The sequence below is a fragment of the Mesorhizobium sp. M0119 genome (genome assembly GCF_040322615.1).
Taxonomy (GTDB): domain Bacteria; phylum Pseudomonadota; class Alphaproteobacteria; order Rhizobiales; family Rhizobiaceae; genus Mesorhizobium.
Genome location: NZ_JAMYTU010000007.1, coordinates 160378 through 181494, shown reverse-complemented (window position 1 = coordinate 181494; position 21117 = coordinate 160378). Strand labels below are relative to the sequence as shown.

Genomic DNA, 21117 nt, shown 5'->3' with positions numbered 1-21117 from the left:
TATCGGCGGCTGGATACACCGCTCCGGTGAATATGGATCAAAGTGCCATAAAGGTTCGAGACGGGACGCGGAGCAAAGAAATCAAAATCCCATAAGGATTTCGCCGCCTCGGCGCTGGCCACAGCTTCAGGAGGGAGGTGCGCACCGGCGCGCGAAGCTGCCGGGGCTCAGTCCGCGCGGGTGTAGATCACCGCGTAATCGTCCGCATAGGCCCGCTTCCAGCCCAGTTCGTCGAAGAACGGAATGCGGCTGTCGTCGGCGGTCAACAATGCCCAGCCTATCGTATATTTGTCGAGTTGGGCTTTCAGGATCGGCTTGCCCCGGCTGTGCCCCGTCTGCTCATCCGTTTCCGTAAAGCCATTCAGGAAGAGCTGATCCGCGCGGCCGTCGATAAACGTCCTGATGCCATGGAAAATCAGCGTACCGCCGAAATCGTAGGAGTTCAGCAGATTGCCCGACAGATTATGGGTTTGGACAAAGGCCAGTGCGTCCCTCGCCGAGGTCTTCTGGCTCGGCGCGACCGGATAGGTCGTGAAGGCGGCAGCCGCCAAAACCAGCAAAACGGCAAGTCCAGCGCAAATCCTGGAAAATTGCCGTGCGAAAAATTGTTCAAGTCCGTCGCGCTTTTCCGCCGCCCATTTCTCGGCTGAAAGCACTGGATATTGTTGCGCGACCTCGACGGCAAGGACCACCGGCACGAGAAGAAAGAACAGATACATGAACCGTATGTGGGTGAGATAGACGTGCAACGTAAAGACAAGGAACAGCGCCTTGGCCCAGCCAATGCGCAATCTCGACACGAGCAGCCCGAAAAACGCCGCCAGCAGGACCACCTCCTGGAGGGTGTGCCGCGAGGCGTCGAAGGGTTGCCACTCCGCAATGTAAGGCACCGCCTCATTGCCATAGGCCACGGTGAATGTGGCGAGTATGGCCTTGACGCCATAGGGATTGAGCAGGCTGACCAGCGGGCAAAGCAGCCCGAAAGCGATCCACTTGGCCAGCAGCCGGGGGTTCGACAAGCGCGTGCGCATGACGAGATCGAGCCCGGCGAAGGCGGCGATGACGAAACCGAAGGTGAAGGTGGCATGGAGATTGGCCCACAGGCAAAGCAGCGTCAGCAGCCACAAGGGCGGTGCTTTCTCGTTGCGTGCGGCCTGGAAAAGACCGGCGGTCCAGACGACGATGATGGGCAAGGTAAAGATGTGCGGCCGGGCGACATAGATTGGCCCGATCAAGAGCGCGAGAACCAGCGTCAGTCCTATCGCCAGCGTCGGCTTCAACCACGCGCTGAGATACCACGAGGTCAAGAAAGCCGTCAGCGCGATTACTGCAGTCGCCTGCAGCACCACGCCGTTCCAGCCGCCGGCTTGAAAGGCAATTGCAAGGAGAACCTGGCTAAGCCATTCCTTAGCGATCCATGGCTGGCCGGCAAAAGTGTAGGAATAGATGTCGACGGTGGGGAATGTGCGGCTTGCCAGCATATCCATGCCGACCTTGATGTGCCACCAGCTATCGGGATCCTGCAGGAGGGAGGTGGCAAAGGCGAGGAGCGCCGCCGCCATCACGACCGCCGCCAGCAGGCAAAACATCAGCCTCACATGCCGTATGTCGTCTATCGACGGCCTCGCCTCACCAGATATCCCGCGCATATGGCATCCCTGAGCCGCGATAGCGGAAGGGATAGGCCGAATTTGTTAGAAAACCGATAAGCTGCAGGATTGCGGCCACAACCCTGTGCCGCGCGTCCAACCGGCTCGGCGGCTCAGCCCTCGGCCTTGAAGTTCTTGGCTTCCTTCTCGACCTTCGGGCTGTCCTTGCCGTGCTTGCGCATCAGATCCTTCGCCTGCTTCGGCGAAACGTCGGTGGTTTCGGCCAGGCGCAGAGCCTCCTTTTCGTCCGGATCGCGCGTCTTGCGGTCGGCCATTGCGGTTTTCTTGTCAGCCATTACGACGCTCTTATGCTTTCGGCGATTTCGTTCAGCACCTTGCGGTCGGTGCCGTGGCGCTTGATCAGCGTGCGTGCCTGATCCGGGGTGATGCCCGCTTCCTCGGCGAAGTGACGTACCTCGTAGTCTTCGCCGCCCGCCATTCGTGAGCGGTCGCGACTGTCGGTCTTGGTTTTGTCGTCGGCCATGGCAGCTCTCCTCATCTCGACGAGAGCATAACGGGCAAGATTTCAGCGAGTTCCTTCGAGCGTGTCGCCCAGTTGCCTGCCCTCGGGCATGACCGGGCATGCGCGGCGGTTTGCTCAAAGCAGGGGCTTGGCGTCAGGCCGGCCTTCGCGCACAAACAGGCTGGCCTCTTTGGCGGCGCTGCCAACCGCCCGCCACTGCTCCTGGGCGCAGCCTGGTATTCGTTCCGGATTGCTAATGGGAGCGATGGTCGAACACGACGCCCATGGTCCTACCAACGGCCGTCATGACGATAAGCTCGACCAGATCGTCGTCACTGTTGCCGCAGGCCGGGGCCGTCCTGCGAACGATGTCCAGCATCGCCCTCGTCGATATGGTGTCGCCGGCACCGAACCGTGAAAGCGCAGATGAAACAAGCTCTTGGGCCGTCAAGTCGGCGACGGTCACCCGCTGCACCACGTTCATTGGCTTCCTCCCACCATGAACCCTCTCCCGGGAGAATGATACGCCGAACGTCGCGTTTCGCCAGCGAAATGGTGGTCCTACCAGCGCGTGGGCAGCGACCGAAATCGTCGGTTTTGCGGGAGGCAATCCGGGCGCGAGGCGGCAGCGCTTTTGTGCCATGCGACTTCGCCATAGACCCAATCCCGGCGGCCGGGATCGGTCTCAATTTTATTTACTGGCAGTCTGATGCTTGGCAGTGTGGTCTGCTCGGTTGCGGCCGAAGCCAGCGCAGCAAGAACCACGGTGCGGGCAGGACCGGGACGGTTCGTCGTTTCACGGAAACGCCGAACCGGTCTGTCTTTTTGTTTGACGCAATTCCGGACGGAAAACCGTTCACACGTTTTCCTGGAATTGCTTGTCTTGTGACTCTAGGCGGCCAGGTCGCTCGGAAGCTTGCCGCCATTCTCGGCCAGCTTTTTCATCAGTGCGTCGTGCAGCCACAGATTCATCGTTACAGTGTCGTTCATATCGCCGGTGTAGTTCAGCTCGTGGGCAAGCTCCTTGCGGGCGCCGAGGCTGCTGTCGATATTCAGAGCCTTCATCAGGTCGACGATCGAATTCTTCCAGTTGAGTTTCTGCCCCTTCGCGGCCACCGCCTTGTCGAGAATGGCAGCGATGTCCGGGGCAGAGGACGGCGCGGCCGGCGCGGCCGGAGCCGGGGTTGCAGCCGGGGCGGATCGGGTAGGCGCCGTCGGCTGGGTGGCCGTGCTCGAAGCAGGCGCGGGAGACGGTTGCGCCGGCGGCGCTTCGGCCGCAACCGCGTTTCCGAAAATCGCACCTTTGATACTGTCGAAAATGCCCATTGCTATCTCCTGTGTTGGCTCGACGGTGTGTTGCCTTGACGGTCGGTGGGGCGACCGTTGCCGAATGCCGCATTGAGCGCCCTGGTTGTACCGGACCACGAACGCAACGCAGGGGCAACTTAAAACTGGCTAAAAGGTAAAGGCTTGGTTGCATTGGGGAATCGGCTCAGTGATCCGGCCCGAGAGTAGAATAGGTCGGATCGCGGCCCGACAAATCGTCACGCGCAATGGGCGAGGGAACGGTCAGCAGCCAGTTTTGCTGACGCAGACCAGAAAAATCATCTAGATTCGTGTTCGCAATTCGCTGAGAGGAACGAAGCCATGACAGCAGTCGTCGCATCCGACAGGCTCGAACGTTCGCTGGTTTGGGCAGAGGACGATCCGTCGGTCAAATGGGCCGGCGCTTTCGCGGTTTACGGCGGGCACGGCACCACCCAGTCCTCGGTCATTGTCTACGAGATCGAGCCCGGCAAGCGGCTCGGCTGGCACAGCGACGCCACCGAAGAGACGCAATACATCATCGCCGGCACCGGCGAGCTACACATTGAGGGCGGCACCACCCACCCGGTCGGGCCCGGCAGCGTCCTGGTACTTCCGACGCCGGTCAGGCACGACCTCGTCAACACCGGCACCGAAACCCTGCGCGCCGTCGCTTTCTTTGCGGCGGCGATGTTCACGCAGACATTCGACAACGTCATGCTGCCGCCGAAATCCCATGTCCTCGGCACGCCCAATCGTGCGGGCTGAATGCGTGCCGGCGAGAATCACCAGGCCTGCGGATTGCGGACTCGGAGCTGAGATGAGCGCGCGCGCGGCCGGCAAGCGGTTTGGCGTCGTTACGCGCTCGCGTCATGGGCGGACCGGCTGATGGCGCCCGTCAAGGTCGACCCCGCCAAGGTGCGCGAGTTCAGGGATGCCGAAAGCTTCCATGCCTGGCTTGGCGAGCATCACGACAGTGAGGACGAAGTCTGGATCAAGATCCATAAGCTCGATTCGGGACTGCCGTCGATCACTCCGAAGCAAGCCATCGACGTGGCGTTGTGCTGGGGCTGGATCGATGCGGTGCGCAAGGCCTTGGACGGCAAAAGCTACCTGCAGCGCTACACCCCGCGCGGCAAGAAGAGCACCTGGAGCCAGATCAATGTCGACAATGTCGCCCGGCTGATCGAGGAGGGCCGGATGACCGAGCACGGGCTGAGGCAGGTCGATGCGGCCAAGGCCGACGGCCGCTGGGCGCTCGCCTACAAGAGCGGCAAGGAGATGAAGATCCCCGACGACCTCCAGGCGGCAATAGACGCCGAGCCCAAGGCGAAAGAGATGCTGGCAAAGCTCAGCGGGCAAAACCGCTTCGCACTCGCCTTCCGCATCCACAACATGAAAACCGAAGCCGGACGCAAGAAGAAGATCGCGGCGTTCGTGGAGATGCTGAAGCGCGGCGAGACGATCTATCCGCAGGGCAGAAAGTAACATCTGACGAGGCGTGCCGGCGCTGCGTCTTGTGCTTGTCCCTGTCGGCGAGCCCCGAATGCGGCCGGATCGCTGCTCAGGCCCACCTTCGATCCAGGCGATGTCGCCGACGATTTGTTTTCGACGAGCGTCGCCCGGCACTTCGACACCAGCTCTCATTCGTTTAGTTGATGCAGGAAAAAGTCTCGTCCTCACAGTCGGCATAGTATATTAGCAGGCGCTGTTATGAGGTTTTTGCCCGTTCAGGAGCCGACTGGCACGTGGGCCGTGTTTGATGCGACCGTGGACGTGCCTGCGGATTTCGCTGGCAGTTGCCTTATCGGCTTGCCGCGGGAGCGGGCGGAGTGGCTCGCAGCAAGAGCCAATCGAGATGCTGCAAAAGGCACTTCGATTTGCCGGTTGTCAGCTGCCGGACCGGCACAAGCCGCGGTTCTTAGACTTAGACCGATAGGAGAGATTTCGATGATGCAAGAAAGGGTAATGGCGGCTGCGTTGGCAGCCAGGAATCAGGAAGCGGATATTCGTGGTGTCTTCGACATCACCAACAAAACCGATGCGCCAATTGGCCCCCGCCGATTGGGCGAGGCTATCCACTTTGTCGCCAATGCACCTATCGTTGGCTATGATGTTCACGCCGCCGTCATCAGATATGGCCCACTCGGAACCCCCAGCCTCAGAGCAACAGATTGCGCACAGCTGTGGGAGAAGTTTGGCGAGGCCTTGCTGCAACAGTGACGGGCAGATCTTCGGCGCGTATGGCACCACGATCGTGCAGGACACTTCCCTGGGCGAGAAACGACATGGAAGCCTGGCGGGTAATGTTGCAATTAAATTAGCGTGAGTGCATATTTTTTGCCGGCTGGTCTCGCGAACCGGCCAGGCCCGGCGGCCGGCCGCCGATGGGCTGTCAGGCCGGCGATAAATGATTCCGCAGGCCCGACGGTCCCCTTGGCAGGTCGCTGGAACCAAAGCATGATGCGGCGGCAAAAACGGTTTGGGGGAATGACATGCCTAAGGTTTCGGAACTCTTTTTCAAGACAGCCATCGTCTTTCTAATTCTGGGAATTGCAGCTGGCCTGCAGATGGCAATTTCAGGCGATCACGGCGCGTTTCCGGCTCACGCGCACATCAACCTGCTGGGATGGGTCACCAGTGCAATATTCGGCGGCTATTATGCGCTGAACCCGGCGAAGGCTGCCCGCAGGAGCGCGATGATCCACTATGGCGTCTACAATCTCGGCCTGGTCGTGATGCTGCCGGCGCTTTACCTGATGCTGCAGGGAAATCCGGCGCTCGAGCCGATCGTCGCCACCGGCTCAATGATTGTCGCTGTCGCCGTGCTGATCTTTGCCTTCGTGGTTTTCTCCAGCGAAACAGAGCGCTCGGTCTCGGGAATACAAGCGGTTCCGCGCTAGACGCGTAGCGACAGTGCCGAGTAGACCAAAGCCCGTGCTTCTCGCGAAGCGCGGGCCCGGTCGATTGTGGGCTGATCTGAGGTAAGGGTGCGGCGCAGATGAAAGCCGCTCAGTAGCCTTCGCGCGCCGCCTGCCGCACGGGATGGACTTTGAGTGGCCGCTTTAGAAATCCTGGCGACAACGCCCAGCCTCCCTCAAGGTCTTCAGCCTGCTCGGCAACACCCATCAAGATACCGAAGGAGTCCCTGAAGATTGCAAAGTGGCCACTCACAAGGCCGTCTGATGGAAGGGCGCTGGACACCCGAAACTGGTCTCCGACCTGGAAGGCACCTTGGCGGAGTGTCTTGCCGGGGCCGCACATTGCTAGGAACTCCTTCGGCAGCTTGTCCTCGTAGGCCTGCAAATTGGAGTACCATTGGACCGCAACGGCTCCGCTCAAGGGTAGGATGCGGCGAGTGGTGGCGGTGTGCATTGCAATGCCCAGCTTAGAGGCAAAGATGGTCATGGCCTTTGCCACGATTGGGCCGTCTATCCTGAGGAAGTTCCATGAGGGGAGTTGCGCGGCTATATCCCGGTAGCGCAGTAGGGTGCCAAGTTGGTCCATCTCGGGGCGCACCTCTTGGGCAAACCCCGGAATCCGCAGCACCGCGCCAATCAGCCTTTTAACCTCTTGTCGTGCGGCTTCAGTCCTGGAGTCTGGCATTATGCGGCTCAGCATTGCCACTATCAGGTCGGCCTCGCGCGAGGCCTCATTGCAGACTCTACATGCCCCAAACTCCAGACCCATCGGACGATGTTTGCCTTCGAAGATGATTCGCGGCGGATAGTGCTCGACGGTTTCGCTGGGCGTCGTGCCCCCGCAAAAGATGCAGAACGGCTGCTCTCTTCGGATGCGCTGGGAGAACGTTTCGCGCTGTTTTGCCTCGCCCATCATTCCCTTCCAGCCTCAGCTGCCGACAATAGCACGACGCGCCGATTCGGCCGATTCGCAAGACATTGGGGCGCGGGGCGTCCTCCGGATGTCAGGAGGTGTCAGCATTGGGTAGCAACCCGGCGTTCGACCGCTATAACGGAGACAGTCGAACAACCCCAATGGATGAAAACATGACTGCTCTTCAAATCGCCTACGCAATGATCGCTGTTTCCTATATCGTCGCGGCATTCGCTTTGTACGCAAACCATTGAGGCCGGCACATGGGCAAGACGATAGGACGTTTCGGATTTGAACTTAGCGGCGTGACGAGCGGCAGTTCGCAAGAAGGTGAGCTGAGTTTGGAGATGCCGACGATAGAAATCGGCCTTAAGCAGTGGACAACTAGCGACAGCGGGATGCACCTTGTGATCCCGGAGTGCCGGAGCGAACGTGAAATCGACGCGAACATCAAGCTCCTGAAGGACGACCTGGATGCAGTGGCCAGCCAGGCTAAGGCCGTCCTCCGGCGCGAGGAGGCCCGGCTTGCCGCGCAGAGTTCAAAATGACGCGTCTACCCCATGATACACTGGGCATCGCCCTAGGCAGCAGTGTGTCGGCGTCGAGCATCGCTGCTCACCGGAACTTTTGGTTCGCCCTCAATGAGGACCGCCCGCTGTTCTTTTTCGCTGGCCTGTGGACGCGCTGGAGTGGCGTGCGCAAAGTCAGGGAAGGCCCCGGCGATCACGAGGTGTATGGCTTCCTGACGACCAAGCCTAATGCCTCATTGCGCCCGTCCATGAGAAGGCCATGCCGGTGAACCTCACGACGCAAGAGGAGACGGAGACGTGGCTGACAGCGCCGTGGTCGGAAGCGGCTACAGCGTACCGCCCCGGACGAGGCCCTTGTAATTGTCGAGAAGCCGGCCACGCAACTCAAGGTTCCGCCGCAGCAGGGGCACCGTCGTGGGCACCAGCCTGCTAAGTCATTCCTAAAAGATATGCAAACTCAGCTACTTAGGGGATTAGTTCTGAACTGGCGGAGAGAGCGGGATTCGAACCCGCGTTACGGTTTCCCGTAAACACACTTTCCAGGCGTGCGCCTTCAACCACTCGGCCACCTCTCCGTCTTTAGCATTTTCGACGCGGCCGGTTTCGCCGCGCGGGTTGGGGAGATGCATCTCCTTTGGGATTCCGGACCGGAATTCCGGCCGTGGGCGCCGTCAACCAGCGGATACCCTTTCCCCGCACCTGAGCCGTCAAAGCAACAGGCGCGGGGCTCATCTAGTCGATCCGGTGGCGAATGCCAAGACACTCTATTCGCTTTGCCGGATAGGGATGCTCAGCCCATGCCGCCGGGGCACCTTGGGGAGTTGTCGAAACGATCGGCGGAGGGCGCCTGCCGTCCAGCGGGCCACCGGTTCCGCCGAACCGGCGGTCGCGGGTTCAACTTCGCGTGTCGCGATTGCAGGCGAAGCAAGTAGATCCTATTTAACAGTCCGACACGACATTCTGATAAACTCCTGGCTGATAAACTCCTGGGGAGGAAGGGTCCGGATGTTCCGCTTTGTCTTTCGTCTCGCTGCAATGGTCGCGCTTTCGGTTTCGGTCATCATGGCCGTGCTCGACGCGACCCGCTCGGTGGCGGCTTCGGCGCTGGTGATGACCCCGCTCAATACCAGCTGGCTCGCGGTCTCGCCTGATACGCGCAGCGCCTTCGAAAGCTTCGTGCGCGACAAGGTCAATCCGTTGCTGTGGGACGGCGCCATCGCCTGGGTGCTCAACCAGCCCGGCTTCGCCGTGTTCGCGGTGCTGGCGTTCATTCTTTACGCCATCGGCTACAGGCGGCAGCGCCCCAGCGGGCGGTTCGCCGCGACCTGATATTTCCAGCCTGACCCGATGTTCCCGTGCCGGGGAAGGCTCAACCAAGAAGAAAAGGAAACCGCACTATGTTTCTCAGCGACATGCTGAACAAGAAGCTCAACCTGCCGAAGCCCTCCGAGGCGCTGCCCGGCCGCGACCGACCGATCCCGACCGCATCGAAGCACTTTGTCTCGAACAGACCGCTCAAGGGTCCTTATCCCGAAGGGATGGAAACGGCGATGTTCGGGCTGGGTTGCTTCTGGGGCGCCGAGCGCCTGTTCTGGCAGGTCGATGGCGTCTGGGTCACGGCGGCCGGCTACGCAGGCGGCGTCACGCCCAACCCGACCTATCAGGAAACCTGCACCGGGCTCACCGGCCATGCCGAAGTCGTGCTCGTCGTCTACGATCCGAAGATCGTGTCCTATGCCGAGCTTTTGAAGCTGTTCTGGGAAAGCCACGACCCGACGCAAGGCATGCGCCAGGGCAATGATGTCGGCACCACCTACCGCTCGGCGATCTATACGTTCAATGACGCGCAACACCAGGCGGCGCTCGCCTCGCGCGATGCCTACGAAGCTTCGCTGCGCGGTGCCGGACGCGGCAAGATCACCACTGAGATCGCGCCGGCGCCAGAATTCTACTTCGCCGAGGAAGACCACCAGCAATATCTGGCGAAGAACCCCTACGGCTATTGCGGCCTGCAGGGAACCGGCGTCTCCTGCGCCATTCCGGCCGCGGTCTCCGCCTGATCTTGCGCCCCTGACGCAAGGAATATGCTGTGGCGCCGCGATGCGGCGCCATGCTTTTCCAAAGGGTCAAAATTCCACGTGAATTTTGTTTCGGGCCGTGCCAGATTGGCCCGAAGCGGGAGGAAGACACTCCTGCCTGACGCCGTATGCCTGCCGGAGAACCGGGCCGGCATGCGGTGCATAATGGACAAATAACCGACAGGGGTGTGGATCACATGAAACGTATCGTTCTCGGCCTTATGGCCGCAGCTGCAATGGTTCTTCCGGCCTTCGCCGCGGATATTCAACCCGCGATCCTCTACGATCTCGGCGGCAAGTTCGACAAGTCGTTCAACGAGGCGTCCTTCCACGGCGCCGAAAAGTTCAAGACCGAGACCGGCATCCCCTATGTGGAATTCGAGGTCAGCAACGCCACCCAGCGCGAGCAGGCGCTGCGCCGCTTCGCCGAGGACGGCCGCAATCCGATCGTCATGGCGGGCTTTTCCTGGGCTGACGCGCTGGACAAGATCGCCACCGAGTTCCCCGACACCAAATTCGCCATCATCGACATGGTCGTCGACAAGCCCAATGTCCGCTCCCTGGTCTACAAGGAGCAGGAAGGCTCCTATCTCGTCGGCGTGATGGCGGCGATGGCTTCCAAGACCAAGAAGGTCGGCTTCGTCGGCGGCATGGACATTCCGCTGATCCGCAGGTTTGGCTGCGGCTATGTCGGCGGCGCCAAGGCGGCCGGCGCCACCGACGTCATCCAGAACATGACCGGCGATACGCCGGCAGCCTGGAACGATCCGGCCAAGGGCGGCGAGATCGCCAAGACGCAGATCGACCAGGGCGCCGACGTGGTCTACGCAGCGGCAGGCGGCACCGGTGTCGGTGTGCTGCAGGCAGCGGCCGACGCCGGCAAGCTCGGCATCGGCGTCGATTCCAACCAGAACGGCCTGCAGCCCGGCAAGGTGCTGACCTCCATGGTCAAGCGCGTCGACGTTGCCGTCTACAACACCTTCATGGATGCCAAGGACGGCAAGTTCACGGCCGGCGTCAACGATCTCGGCCTCAAGGAAGGCGGCGTCGACTACGCCATGGACGATAACAACAAGGCACTTGTCGACGATGCGATGAAGGCAGCGGTCGAAAAGGCCAAGGCCGACATCATCGCCGGCACCATCAAGGTGCACGACTACATGTCGGACAATGCCTGCCCGTATTGATTTGATTGCCCTTATTGATCGACTAGCACTGCTGAATTGACGCGCCGCCGGGTCAAAGCCCGGCGGTTTGCATTGTCAGCCGCTCACCAGTGCGGCGGCTTGGTTACCGGCACGTCGGGTGCGGCCTGTTCCTCCAGCGCTAGGAAGCGCTCGGCCAGCGCATCGAGCTTGCGCTGCATGCGCTCGATCACCTTCCACTGTTCGGCGATCTGGCCGGACAGGTCCTCGATGGTCTTCTCCTGCTCGGCGGCGCGGATTTCCAGCGTCGTCAGCCGGTCGTCGGGCATGGTCATTTGAAATCCTCGATCAGGCGATTGTGCAGGCTGCGGCTACGTTGGAAATTGACAAGCATGGCGGGATTTGTCGAGAGTGAACCCTGCTCCGGCCAATTGGCACAGACCCAATTGGCACAGACTGGGCGTCATGCTAGGCGTTTGACCAAGCGGTAAAAAAATAACAGTGGGAACAGGCTGCATGGCGCAAGCCGCAATCGAGCTGATCGGCATCGACAAGAGCTTTGGCGCCGTGCGCGCCAACCGCGACATCAATCTGGAGATCATGCGCGGCACCATCCATGGCATCGTCGGCGAAAACGGCGCCGGCAAGTCGACGCTGATGTCGATCCTCTACGGTTTCTATCAGGCCGATTCCGGCGAAATCCGTGTCGGCGGCCAGCCGGCATCGATCAAGACACCCAATGATGCGATCGCGCTCGGCATCGGCATGGTGCATCAGCATTTCATGCTGGTCGACAATTTCTCGGTGCTGGAAAACGTCATCCTCGGCGCCGAAAGCGATGCGCTGCTGAAGAAGAGCATCGCCAAGGCGCGTTCCGAGCTGGAGCGGCTCGAGCGCGAATACGGGCTCGAAGTCGATCCAGACGCGATCATCGAGGAGTTGCCGGTCGGCCTGCAGCAACGCGTCGAAATCCTCAAGGCGCTCTATCGCGGCGCCGAGATCCTGATCCTCGACGAACCGACCGGCGTGCTCACGCCGGCCGAGGCCGACCACCTGTTCCGTATCCTCAGGCAGTTGAAGGAGCAGGGCAAGACGATCGTGCTGATCACCCACAAACTGCGCGAGATCATGGCGATCACCGACACGGTCTCGGTGATGCGCCAGGGCACGATGGTGGCGACACGCGAAACCAGGAAGACCACGGTCGAGGAGTTGGCCGAGCTGATGGTCGGCCGGCGCGTGCTGCTGCGCGTCGAGAAGGGCGAGGCGAAGGCCGGCGGCGTCAAGCTCGCGGTCAAGAACCTGAGGGTCAAGGATTCCCGCGGCGTCACCATGGTCGACGACGTCTCCTTCGACGTACACGCCGGCGAGATCGTCGGCATTGCCGGCGTCGCCGGCAACGGACAATCCGAACTGCTCGAGGCGATTTCCGGCATCAGGCATGCCGTGTCGGGCTCGGTTATGCTGGACGGAAAGCCGATCGACCTGACCGGCGCCGCCGACCCTGGCGAGCTGCGCGAGCGCGGCCTTGCCCATGTGCCGGAGGACCGCCACCATGTCGGCTTGGTGTTGGCCTTCGAGGAGAACGAGAATTCGATCCTCGGCTACCAGGACGACGAGCGCTATCTGAAGGGGCCGTTCCTCGACATCGACGCCATCCGTAACGATGCCAGGGACAAGATCGTCAAATACGACATCCGCCCGGCCGACTGCCGCCTCAAGACCGCCAATTTCTCCGGCGGCAACCAGCAGAAGATCGTGCTGGCGCGGGAAATGGAGCAGGATCCCGGCGTGTTGATCGTCGGCCAGCCGACGCGCGGCGTCGATGTCGGCGCCATCGAATTCATCCACAAGCGCCTCATCGCGATGCGCGACCAGGGCAAAGCGGTGCTGGTGGTTTCGGTCGAGCTCGACGAGATCCGTTCGCTTTCCGACCGCATTCTGGTGATGTTTGCCGGCCGCATCGTCGGCGAGCGCGGCCCCGACGCGACCGAGGGCGAACTCGGTCTGCTGATGGCCGGCGTCGAGCACCGGGAGGCGGCCGAGTGAGCACTCCCTATGCCAAGCTGCCGGCCTGGGCCGATTACGTGCTGATCCCGCTGATCAATCTGTTCGTCGCCTTCGTCGTTGCCGGCTTCGTCGTCATATTGGTTGGCGAGAACCCGCTGCGCGCAGCCGTCGTCCTGGTCGAGGGCGCCTTCGGTCGCGGCCAAGGCATCGCGTTCACGCTTTTCTATGCCACCACCTTCATCTTCAGCGGGCTTTCGGTGGCGGTTGCGGCGCATTGCGGCCTGTTCAACATCGGTGGCGAGGGCCAGGGCTATATCGCCGGTCTCGGCATCGGCATCGTTTGCCTGGCCTTCGACAGCGTGCTGCCCTGGTGGCTGACCTTCCCGATTGCCATTGTCGCCGCAGCGGCGATGGGCGCGCTGTGGGCGCTGATCCCGGCCTATCTGCAGGCCAAGCGCGGCTCGCACATCGTCATCACCACCATCATGTTCAATTTCATCGCCGCCAGCGTCATGGTCTATGCGCTGGTGGGCATGCTGAAGCCGCCCGGCTCGATGGCGCCGCAGACGCGCACCTTCCTCGAAGGCGCACAATTGCCGAAGCTCAACTGGATCATCGAATTGTTCGGCGCCAAAATCCGTTCGGCGCCGTTCAACGTCAGCTCGCTGCTGGCGCTGGCCATGGCCTTTCTCGTGTGGGTGCTGATCTGGCGCACCAAGCTGGGCTACGAGATGCGCACCTATGGCCATAGCCCGAAAGCGGCGCGCTATGCCGGCATTTCGGAGATCCGCATCATCATCATCGCGATGATGATCTCGGGCGCGCTGGCCGGCATGATGGCGCTCAACCCGACGATGGGCGACCAGCACAATGTCGCACTCGAATTCGTTTCGGGCGCCGGTTTCGTCGGCATCGCAGTGGCGTTGATGGGCCGCCTGCACCCGGTCGGCATCGTGCTTGCCGCAATACTGTTCGGCATGCTCTACCAGGGCGGCGCCGAGCTCGCCTTCGAGATGCCGGCGATCAGCCGCGACATGATCGTCATCATCCAGGGCCTCGTCATCCTGTTCGCCGGCGCGCTCGAGCATATGTTCCGGCCCTACGTCCAGGCGCTGTTCGCCTCGCTCAGCCCGAGATCGGTTGGTATGGAAGCGGTCAAGGGGAAGGGTGCCTGAGATGGATTTCTTCAATGCCATCGTGCAGGTCCTGGACTCGACCATCCGCCTGTCGGTTCCCTTGCTGCTCGCCTGCCTCGCCGGCCTCTATTCGGAGCGCGCCGGCGTCTTCGACATCGGGCTCGAGGGCAAGATGCTTGTCGGCGCCTTCGCCGGAGCCGCCGCCGCCTCGGTCTTCCACTCGGCCTATCTCGGGCTCGGCATGGCCATCCTCATCTCGGTTGCCTTCGCGCTGATCCACGGCTTTGCCTCGATCACCCATCGCGGCAACCAGATCGTTTCCGGCGTCGCGATCAATTTCATTGCGGCCGGATCGACGATCGTGCTCGGCCAGGCCTGGTTCCAGCAAGGCGGGCGCACGCCAGCGCTGGCCGCCGGCGAGCGCTTCGAGGCAATCATCTGGCCGGGCGCGGATGCGCTCAGGAGCGTTCCGATCCTCGGGCCGATCTATTCGGAACTCATCTCCGGCCACTCCGTGCTGGTCTATCTCGCCTTCCTGGCCGTGCCGTTCACCTGGTGGGTGCTGTTTCGCACCCGCTTCGGCTTGCGCCTGCGCGCCGTCGGCGAGAACCCGGCCGCGGTCGATACCGCCGGAATATCCGTCGCCTGGCTGCGCTACCGGGCGCTGATCTGCACCGGCGTGCTCACCGGCATTGCCGGCGCCTATCTGTCGATGGTGCAGAATGGCGGCTTCGTGAAGGACATGACCGCCGGCAAGGGCTACATCGCGCTGGCCGCGCTGATCTTCGCCAAATGGAAACCGGTCAACGCCATGTTCGCCTGCCTGCTGTTCGGCTTCCTCGACGCGGCGTCGATCCGCCTGCAAGGCACGCCGCTGCCGCTGATCGGCAAGGTGCCGGTGCAATTCATGCAGGCGCTGCCCTATGTGCTGACCGTCATCCTGCTTGCCGGCTTCATCGGCAAGGCAATCCCGCCGCGCGCCGGCGGCGTGCCGTATGTCAAGGAACGCTGATTTATCATGGCTCGTGATCTGTTCGAAGCGGCGAAAGCCGCCATGGCCAAGGCCTATGCGCCCTATTCGAAATTTCCGGTCGGCGCGGCGTTGCGCACCGAGGACGGCCGTGTCTTCACCGGCGCCAATGTCGAGATCGCGTCCTATCCAGAGGGCTGGTGCGCTGAAACCACCGCGCTTGCCAACTACATCATGGGCGGCGGCGGCAAGATCACGGAAGTCGCCGTGATCGCCGAACGCGTGGCAAAATGCTCGCCCTGCGGCGGCTGTCGGCAGCGGCTGGCGGAATTCTGCCGGCCGGAAACGAAGTTCTATCTCTGCGACGATGGCGGCGTGGTCGAGACCGTGACCATGGGCGAGTTGCTGCCATACGGATTCCAGGGCGATGTGTTGAAATGAAGGAAGCGCTCGATCACCTCGTCGAAAGGCTGGACGGGCTGGCGCCGACCACTGCTTTGGTTCTGGGCTCAGGGCTTGGCGGGCTTGTCGACAAGGTCGAAGATGCGGTGCGCATTTCCTACGCCGACTTGCCAGGCTTCCCGAGAAGCGGCGTCAGCGGCCATGCCGGCGAGGTGGTGGCGGGGCTCTTTGCCGGCACGCCGGTGCTGATGCTGTCCGGCCGCGCGCATTATTACGAGCACGGCAACGCAGCGGCAATGCGGCCGGCACTCGAGGTGCTCGCCGGCCTCGGCATCTCCAAACTGATCCTCACCAACGCCGCCGGTTCGGTCGATCCCGGGATGGGCCCGGGCTCGGTGATGCTGATCACCGACCACATCAATTTCTCGGGCTCCAACCCGCTGATCGGCGAACCGAGCGACCGCCGTTTCGTCGGCCTGACCGAAGCCTACGACGCCGGTCTCCGCTTCGCCATCGAGCAGGCGGCGAAGGCCACCGGTACCAGGCTGCACAAGGGCGTCTATATGTGGTTCTCCGGCCCATGCTTCGAGACGCCCGCCGAGATCCGCATGGCGCGCGTCATGGGCGCCAACGCGGTCGGCATGTCGACGGTGCCGGAGGTCATTCTCGCCCGCTTCCTCGGGCTGCGCGTCGCCGCCTGTTCGGTCGTGACCAACCTTGCCGCTGGCATGACCGGAGCCGAGCTGTCGCACCAGGAGACCAAGGACATGGCGCCGGTCGGCGGGGCGCGGCTGGCGACCATCCTGCAGCGTGTTTTTCAGGACGGGCTTCCGGAGCACAGGATCGACGCCTGATGCTTCCCCAGGAAATCATCCGCCGCAAGCGCGATGGCCAGAAGCTCTCGGCTGAGGAGATCGCGTTCTTCATCGAGGGCCTGACCGCCGGCACCGTCACCGACGCGCAGGTCGGCGCCTTCGCCATGGCGGTATTCTTCAACGGCATGAGCCGCGACGAGGCGGTGGCGCTGACAATGGCGATGCGCGATTCCGGCGATGTGCTCGACTGGTCGGATCTGCCCGGCCCGGTCACCGACAAGCATTCGACGGGCGGCGTCGGCGACAATGTCTCCTTGATGCTGGCGCCGATCGTCGCTGCCTGCGGCGCCTATGTGCCGATGATTTCCGGCAGGGGTCTGGGCCATACCGGCGGCACGCTGGACAAGATGGATGCCATCCCCGGTTATATCAGCCAGCCGGACATTGCACGCTTCCGCAAGACGGTGCTCGAAACCGGCTGCGCCATCATCGGCCAGACCGCCGATCTCGCACCCGCCGACGCCAGGCTCTACGCCATCCGCGATGTGACGGGAACAGTGGAATCGGTGCCGCTGATCACCGCCTCGATCCTATCGAAGAAGCTGGCCGCCGGTCTCAATTCGCTAGTGCTGGACGTCAAGGTCGGCAACGGCGCCTTCATGGAGAAATCGCGCGATGCAACCGCGCTGGCCAACAGCCTGGTCGACGTCGCCAATGGCGCCGGCCTTAAGGCCTCGGCGCTGGTCACCGGCATGAACGAGCCGCTGGCATCCGCTGCCGGCAATGCGGTCGAGGTGCGCAACGCCGTCGATTTTCTCACCGGCCGCTTTCGCGACCGGCGGCTGGAGGACGTGACGCTGGCGCTGGCCGCCGAGATGCTGCAATCGGCAGGCCTGGTGTCGTCCAACCAGAACGGCCTGCGCCGCGCCGCCGAGACGCTGGCCGGCGGCCGCGCCGCTGCCATCTTCGCCCGCATGGTGGCGGCACTTGGCGGTCCCGCCGACTTCATCGAAAATCCGGAAAAATATCTGCCGAAAACGGCAACGGAATTTGCCGTCAAGGCGAGCGCGAACGGCTTTGTCACCGGCATCGCGACCCGCGAGATCGGGCTTGCGGTGGTCGGGCTTGGCGGCGGGCGGACGCGGCCCGACGACAGGATCGATCACGCCGTCGGCATCACCAGGCTGTTGCCGGTCGGCGCTGAAGTGCGGACCGGCGAAGCGCTGGCGCTGGTCCATGCCCGCAATACCGGGGATGCCGAAGCGGCCGCCGCCGCCGTGCTTTCGGCCTATACGATCGGCACTTCCAAACCGGCCACGGAGAAAACCGTCATCCGGCGGATCCTGCCGCGCGGGTGATCACTGAACCAGCAGCAGCGTGCCGTCTTCGACCTGGTATCTTTCAAGCCGCTGCAGAAAGCTCATGCCGATCAGATTGGTGTGCAGCGCCCTGTCGTCGAGCACGACGGCCTCGACGCCCTCGACGGCGATCTTGCCGATCTGCAGGCGGTCGATCGTCACCACGGCGGCCTTGATCGCGCCGTTGGCGGTGTTGACCTGATGGCTGAAGTCCGACGAATTGAGCGAGATGCCGATCCTGCGCGCTGTCGAGCTGTTGATGGCGACGAGCGTTGCGCCGGTATCGATCATGCCGTCGATCTGGCGGCCGTTCAACTTGAAGACGGACATGAAATGCCCGCGCGCGTCCGCGGTGACGACGACCTTGCGGCCGAGCGGCTGCGGCGTCGCCGGCCTGTCCGGAACGGCGGCGAGGTTCAGGTCGGTTTGTGTGTCGGCCGGCTTGGTTCCGACGGCGGATTTCAACAGCCGCTCGATTACCTGTGGATTCGACTGATAGACGATCGGCAGCGATGCCGACGTTCCGGCAAACACGCCAAGGATGAGAAGCTTGCGCAGCATGGACCGGCCTTTGTGGTTGCCGATCCTTAGTCCGACATGGTGTTTGCCGCTTTAACGAATGCGGAAACCAGCCGTTTGGGTAAACAATCGGTAAACGGATCTATTTGGTGCCGTACATGCGGTCGCCGGCATCGCCGAGACCGGGCATGATGTAGCCCTTCTCGTTGAGTTGGCGGTCGATGGAAGCGGTGAAGACCGGAACATCGGGATGCGCCTGGGTAAATCGCTCGAGGCCCTCTGGTGCCGCCAACAGGCAGAGAAAGCGGATGTTGGTAGCACCGCGGCCTTTCAGCTTGTCGATCGCCGCGATCGCCGAATTGGCGGTCGCCAGCATCGGGTCGACGACGATCACCAGCCGGTCGGCGAGGTCGCCCGGCGCCTTGAAGAAATACTCGACCGCTTCCAGCGTCTCATGGTCGCGGTAGAGGCCGATATGGGCGACACGCGCCGCCGGCACCAGATCGAGCAGGCCTTCAAGCAAGCCGTTGCCGGCGCGCAGCACCGAGGCGAAGACCAGTTTCTTGCCCTCCAGCATCGGCGCCTCCATCGTCTCGATCGGCGTTTCGATCGTCGTCGTCGTCAGTTCGAGGTTGCGGGTGACCTCGTAGCCGAGCAATAGCGAGATCTCGCGCAGCAGCCGCCGGAAACCGGCCGTCGAGGTTTCCTTCTTGCGCATGATGGTCAGCTTGTGCTGGACAAGCGGATGGTCGACGACGGTGACGCCCTTCATGGTGTTCTCCGAACTGCGCAGGTGAATAGTGGATGGTGAATGGTGAATAGTGAATAGTGAACTGGTTTGCGAGTCCTTGGTTGCGCGGAAAAACTCGCGGTTGATGGACCGAAGCGCCGGGTGAACCATTCACCATTCACCATTCACCTGCCCTTGGCGCCGAGCCTGCCCAGCAGCGCCGCCCTGGTCTTCCTGTCGACGAAGGCTGCCTCGATGGCCGTCCTGGTGACGGCGGTGAGCGCCTTGTCATCCATGGCAAAATGCTCGGCGGCGATGTCGTATTCGCGTTTCAGCGAGGTCCAGAAATAGGGCGGGTCATCGGAGTTGAGCGTCACCTTGCAGCCCGCCGCGCGCAAGGCGGGAAAGGGATGGTCGGCGAAGCTGTCGAAGATTTTCAGGGCGATATTGGAGCCGGGGCAGCATTCGAGCACGACGCCTTCGTCGGCGATGCGCCGCACAAGCTCGGGGTTCTCGATGGCGCGCACGCCATGGCCGATGCGAGACGGGCGGATGTGGTCGAGTGCCGCCTCGACGCTTTCCCAGCCCAACAACTCGCCGGCATGAACGGTGATGCCGAGGCCGGCCTCGCGGGCGATCTCGAAGGCCCTGACATAGTCTTCCAGGTCGCCTATCCGCTCGTCGCCGGCGACGCCGAAGCCGGTGACCAGCGGATGTCCGCTGCGGGCGGCGAAACGTGCCGCCCGCTCGATCGATTCGACGCCGAAATTGCGCACGCCGGTGACGATCATGCGGCCTTCGATGCCGGTCTTTGCCTTGGCGCGGGCCATGCCTTCGCCGAGCGCGTCGGTATAGGCCTTCGGCGACAGCCCGGCCTTGCTGGCGTGGTCGGGCGAGGTGAAAACCTCGGAATAGATGGCGCCGTCTCGGGCAAGGCTGGTCAGGTAATGATCGGCCAGCCGCGCATAGTCTTCTTCGGTGCGGAACAGGTTGGACGAGAAGTCGTAGGCGGCGAGGAAAGAGGTGAAATCGTGCCAGACGAAGGAGCCGTCCTGGATGTAGGGCGAGGCATCCTTGCCGTATTTCTCAGCCTGGCGGAGGACGAGTTCAGGCGCCGCTGCCCCTTCGATGTGGCAGTGCAGTTCTGCTTTCAAAGGCATTCGATTATCCCGTCAGGCTTTTTCTTATGACGCAAGTTCTTGCCGGAAAACCGTGTGACACTTTTCCGGAACCTGCCTTCGAAGCGCGGCCGAACACCGCGCCTTAAACAATAGCGCCCGCACCATCGATCGGCTATGGTCCCGCCGATTTTATGGCGGATCAAAACGATGTCGGTTGAAAGAACCACTGCTGCGGGCGGTATGGAAACCTCCTATGGTTTCAAGCGGGTAGGACCAGGCGACAAGCAGTCCCTGGTCAATGATGTTTTCCACAAGGTGGCGAACCGCTACGACCTGATGAACGACCTGATGTCGGCCGGGTTGCATCGGTTGTGGAAGGACGCCATGGTCGCCTGGCTCAATCCACCGAAGCGGCCGGGCTGGAGCGTTCTCGACGTTGCCGGCGGCACCGGCGACGTCGCCTTCCGCATCGTCGAGGCGAGCGGCAGGCACGCTCATGCAACGGTTCTCGATATCAACGGCTCGATGCTCGCCGTCGGCCGCGACCGGGCCGAGAAAAAGGGCCTGTCGGCAAATACCGATTTCGTCGAAGCCAATGCCGAGGAATTGCCTTTTGCCGACGCTACTTTCGATGCCTACACCATTGCTTTCGGCATCCGCAACGTGCCGCGCATCGATGTGGCGCTTGCCGAAACCTATCGAGTGCTGAAGCCTGGCGGGCGCTTTCTCTGCCTTGAATTTTCCGAGGTCGAGATGCCGCTGCTCGACAAGGTCTATGAAGCATGGTCGTTCAACGCCATCCCGTGGATCGGCAAGGTGGTGACCGGCGATGGCGAGCCATATTCCTATCTGGTCGAATCGATCCGCAAATTTCCCAATCAGCAGAATTTCGCGGCGATGATTTCGCGCGCGGGCTTCGACCGCGCCTCATTCCGCAATTATTCCGGCGGCATCGCCGCGCTTCATTCGGGCTGGAAGCTTTGAGGCTGGCCCGCATTTTCATAGCCCGACGTGCCTTTCGCCAGTTCAGGAAACCGGCAGGGCGAAGCCAG

At 62.3% G+C, this 21117-nt stretch carries 25 protein-coding genes, 1 tRNA gene and 1 pseudogene; 16 read left to right on the top strand and 11 right to left on the bottom strand.

The features are described 5' to 3' along the window. Nucleotides 1-167: 167 nt before the first annotated feature. The 5 genes from NKJ40_RS09915 to NKJ40_RS09895 all read right to left on the bottom strand — a co-directional run bounded on the left by NKJ40_RS09915 (nucleotide 168) and on the right by NKJ40_RS09895 (nucleotide 3438). Nucleotides 168-1649 (bottom strand): hypothetical protein, encoded by a 1482-nt coding sequence (locus NKJ40_RS09915; RefSeq protein ID WP_352465924.1) that lies wholly within the window; start codon nucleotides 1647-1649, stop codon nucleotides 168-170. A 113-nt stretch (nucleotides 1650-1762) separates the two neighbouring features. Next, on the bottom strand, nucleotides 1763-1945 hold the full coding sequence (locus NKJ40_RS09910) for a hypothetical protein (RefSeq protein WP_254816845.1): 183 nt from the start codon (nucleotides 1943-1945) through the stop codon (nucleotides 1763-1765). After that, the gene (locus NKJ40_RS09905; protein WP_023675302.1) at nucleotides 1945-2133 is read right to left on the bottom strand and encodes a DUF3606 domain-containing protein; all 189 of its coding nucleotides are present in this window, start codon (nucleotides 2131-2133) and stop codon (nucleotides 1945-1947) included. Before NKJ40_RS09905 ends, NKJ40_RS09910 begins: the two co-directional genes overlap by 1 nt. Nucleotides 2134-2365: 232 nt before the next feature. Next, nucleotides 2366-2596, bottom strand: a complete 231-nt coding sequence (locus tag NKJ40_RS09900; protein WP_023675303.1) for a hypothetical protein — start codon at nucleotides 2594-2596, stop codon at nucleotides 2366-2368. Between the two features lie 407 nt (nucleotides 2597-3003). Then, nucleotides 3004-3438, bottom strand: coding sequence for a DUF3597 domain-containing protein (locus tag NKJ40_RS09895; RefSeq protein WP_023675304.1), 435 nt, complete (start codon nucleotides 3436-3438; stop codon nucleotides 3004-3006). Between the two features lie 321 nt (nucleotides 3439-3759). Between NKJ40_RS09895 and NKJ40_RS09890 the strand changes: the two genes are divergently transcribed. From NKJ40_RS09890 to NKJ40_RS09875, 4 genes are all read left to right on the top strand, one after another. Beyond that, on the top strand, nucleotides 3760-4185 hold the full coding sequence (locus NKJ40_RS09890; protein ID WP_352465923.1) for a cupin domain-containing protein: 426 nt from the start codon (nucleotides 3760-3762) through the stop codon (nucleotides 4183-4185). Nucleotides 4186-4305: 120 nt separating this feature from the next. Next, the gene (locus NKJ40_RS09885) at nucleotides 4306-4905 is read left to right on the top strand and encodes a YdeI/OmpD-associated family protein (protein ID WP_352465922.1); all 600 of its coding nucleotides are present in this window, start codon (nucleotides 4306-4308) and stop codon (nucleotides 4903-4905) included. A 462-nt stretch (nucleotides 4906-5367) separates the two neighbouring features. Continuing rightward, a complete protein-coding gene (locus tag NKJ40_RS09880) occupies nucleotides 5368-5640 on the top strand; it encodes a hypothetical protein (protein WP_352465921.1) in 273 nt (90 codons plus the stop codon). Nucleotides 5641-5912: 272 nt separating this feature from the next. Continuing rightward, nucleotides 5913-6320, top strand: coding sequence for a hypothetical protein (locus tag NKJ40_RS09875; RefSeq protein ID WP_352465920.1), 408 nt, complete (start codon nucleotides 5913-5915; stop codon nucleotides 6318-6320). A gap of 109 nt (nucleotides 6321-6429) precedes the next feature. Here the strand turns inward: NKJ40_RS09875 and NKJ40_RS09870 are convergent, their stop codons facing one another. After that, on the bottom strand, nucleotides 6430-7251 hold the full coding sequence (locus tag NKJ40_RS09870) for a hypothetical protein (protein ID WP_352465919.1): 822 nt from the start codon (nucleotides 7249-7251) through the stop codon (nucleotides 6430-6432). A gap of 263 nt (nucleotides 7252-7514) precedes the next feature. On the opposite strand from NKJ40_RS09870, the gene NKJ40_RS09865 reads away from it, so the two are divergent. Together NKJ40_RS09865 and NKJ40_RS09860 are read left to right on the top strand one after the other, a co-directional pair. Next, a complete protein-coding gene (locus NKJ40_RS09865; RefSeq protein WP_352465918.1) occupies nucleotides 7515-7799 on the top strand; it encodes a hypothetical protein in 285 nt (94 codons plus the stop codon). 71 nt (nucleotides 7800-7870) lie between these two features. Then, a pseudogene (locus tag NKJ40_RS09860) lies at nucleotides 7871-8182 on the top strand (SOS response-associated peptidase family protein); the annotation flags it as partial. A gap of 84 nt (nucleotides 8183-8266) precedes the next feature. Here NKJ40_RS09860 and NKJ40_RS09855 read toward each other — a convergent pair. Then, a tRNA-Ser gene (locus tag NKJ40_RS09855) sits at nucleotides 8267-8356 on the bottom strand. Between the two features lie 430 nt (nucleotides 8357-8786). Here NKJ40_RS09855 and NKJ40_RS09850 point away from each other — a divergent pair. The 3 genes from NKJ40_RS09850 (at nucleotide 8787) to NKJ40_RS09840 (ending at nucleotide 11046) form a co-directional block, all read left to right on the top strand. Further along, nucleotides 8787-9110, top strand: coding sequence for a hypothetical protein (locus NKJ40_RS09850; protein ID WP_352465917.1), 324 nt, complete (start codon nucleotides 8787-8789; stop codon nucleotides 9108-9110). A 68-nt stretch (nucleotides 9111-9178) separates the two neighbouring features. After that, on the top strand, nucleotides 9179-9841 hold the full coding sequence (msrA, locus tag NKJ40_RS09845) for a peptide-methionine (S)-S-oxide reductase MsrA (protein WP_352465916.1): 663 nt from the start codon (nucleotides 9179-9181) through the stop codon (nucleotides 9839-9841). A 215-nt stretch (nucleotides 9842-10056) separates the two neighbouring features. Next, nucleotides 10057-11046 (top strand): BMP family lipoprotein, encoded by a 990-nt coding sequence (locus tag NKJ40_RS09840; protein WP_292657345.1) that lies wholly within the window; start codon nucleotides 10057-10059, stop codon nucleotides 11044-11046. Between the two features lie 83 nt (nucleotides 11047-11129). Here NKJ40_RS09840 and NKJ40_RS09835 read toward each other — a convergent pair whose 3' ends face one another. Then, nucleotides 11130-11339 (bottom strand): SlyX family protein, encoded by a 210-nt coding sequence (locus NKJ40_RS09835; protein ID WP_352465915.1) that lies wholly within the window; start codon nucleotides 11337-11339, stop codon nucleotides 11130-11132. A 181-nt stretch (nucleotides 11340-11520) separates the two neighbouring features. Between NKJ40_RS09835 and NKJ40_RS09830 the strand changes: the two genes are divergently transcribed. Genes NKJ40_RS09830 through deoA form a run of 6 tightly spaced genes read left to right on the top strand, consistent with a single transcriptional unit; the run spans nucleotide 11521 to nucleotide 17695 of the window. After that, nucleotides 11521-13053, top strand: a complete 1533-nt coding sequence (locus NKJ40_RS09830; RefSeq protein ID WP_352465914.1) for an ABC transporter ATP-binding protein — start codon at nucleotides 11521-11523, stop codon at nucleotides 13051-13053. Next, nucleotides 13050-14189 carry an ABC transporter permease gene (locus tag NKJ40_RS09825; protein ID WP_352465913.1) on the top strand — a complete coding sequence of 380 codons (1140 nt, stop codon included), beginning with the start codon at nucleotides 13050-13052 and terminating at the stop codon, nucleotides 14187-14189. The genes NKJ40_RS09830 and NKJ40_RS09825 overlap by 4 nt, the downstream gene beginning before the upstream one ends. A 1-nt stretch (nucleotide 14190) precedes the next feature. After that, nucleotides 14191-15162, top strand: a complete 972-nt coding sequence (locus NKJ40_RS09820) for an ABC transporter permease (protein ID WP_352465912.1) — start codon at nucleotides 14191-14193, stop codon at nucleotides 15160-15162. 6 nt (nucleotides 15163-15168) lie between these two features. Beyond that, entirely contained in the window at nucleotides 15169-15561 is a 393-nt protein-coding gene (cdd, locus tag NKJ40_RS09815) for a cytidine deaminase (RefSeq protein WP_352465911.1), read from the top strand. Next, nucleotides 15558-16376: a purine-nucleoside phosphorylase gene (locus tag NKJ40_RS09810; RefSeq protein ID WP_352465910.1), complete on the top strand. Its 819-nt coding sequence runs from the start codon at nucleotides 15558-15560 to the stop codon at nucleotides 16374-16376. The genes cdd and NKJ40_RS09810 overlap by 4 nt, the downstream gene beginning before the upstream one ends. After that, the gene (gene deoA, locus NKJ40_RS09805; protein WP_352465909.1) at nucleotides 16376-17695 is read left to right on the top strand and encodes a thymidine phosphorylase; all 1320 of its coding nucleotides are present in this window, start codon (nucleotides 16376-16378) and stop codon (nucleotides 17693-17695) included. The genes NKJ40_RS09810 and deoA overlap by 1 nt, the downstream gene beginning before the upstream one ends. Here deoA and NKJ40_RS09800 read toward each other — a convergent pair whose 3' ends face one another. The 3 genes from NKJ40_RS09800 to NKJ40_RS09790 all read right to left on the bottom strand — a co-directional run bounded on the left by NKJ40_RS09800 (nucleotide 17696) and on the right by NKJ40_RS09790 (nucleotide 20104). Next, nucleotides 17696-18256 carry a TIGR02281 family clan AA aspartic protease gene (locus tag NKJ40_RS09800; protein ID WP_352465908.1) on the bottom strand — a complete coding sequence of 187 codons (561 nt, stop codon included), beginning with the start codon at nucleotides 18254-18256 and terminating at the stop codon, nucleotides 17696-17698. Between the two features lie 100 nt (nucleotides 18257-18356). Next, on the bottom strand, nucleotides 18357-18986 hold the full coding sequence (upp, locus tag NKJ40_RS09795; protein WP_352465907.1) for a uracil phosphoribosyltransferase: 630 nt from the start codon (nucleotides 18984-18986) through the stop codon (nucleotides 18357-18359). A 143-nt stretch (nucleotides 18987-19129) separates the two neighbouring features. Further along, nucleotides 19130-20104: an adenosine deaminase gene (locus NKJ40_RS09790; RefSeq protein ID WP_352465906.1), complete on the bottom strand. Its 975-nt coding sequence runs from the start codon at nucleotides 20102-20104 to the stop codon at nucleotides 19130-19132. Nucleotides 20105-20272: 168 nt separating this feature from the next. Between NKJ40_RS09790 and ubiE the strand changes: the two genes are divergently transcribed. Further along, nucleotides 20273-21049 carry a bifunctional demethylmenaquinone methyltransferase/2-methoxy-6-polyprenyl-1,4-benzoquinol methylase UbiE gene (ubiE, locus tag NKJ40_RS09785; RefSeq protein ID WP_352465905.1) on the top strand — a complete coding sequence of 259 codons (777 nt, stop codon included), beginning with the start codon at nucleotides 20273-20275 and terminating at the stop codon, nucleotides 21047-21049. The last annotated feature ends 68 nt before the right edge of the window (nucleotides 21050-21117 follow it).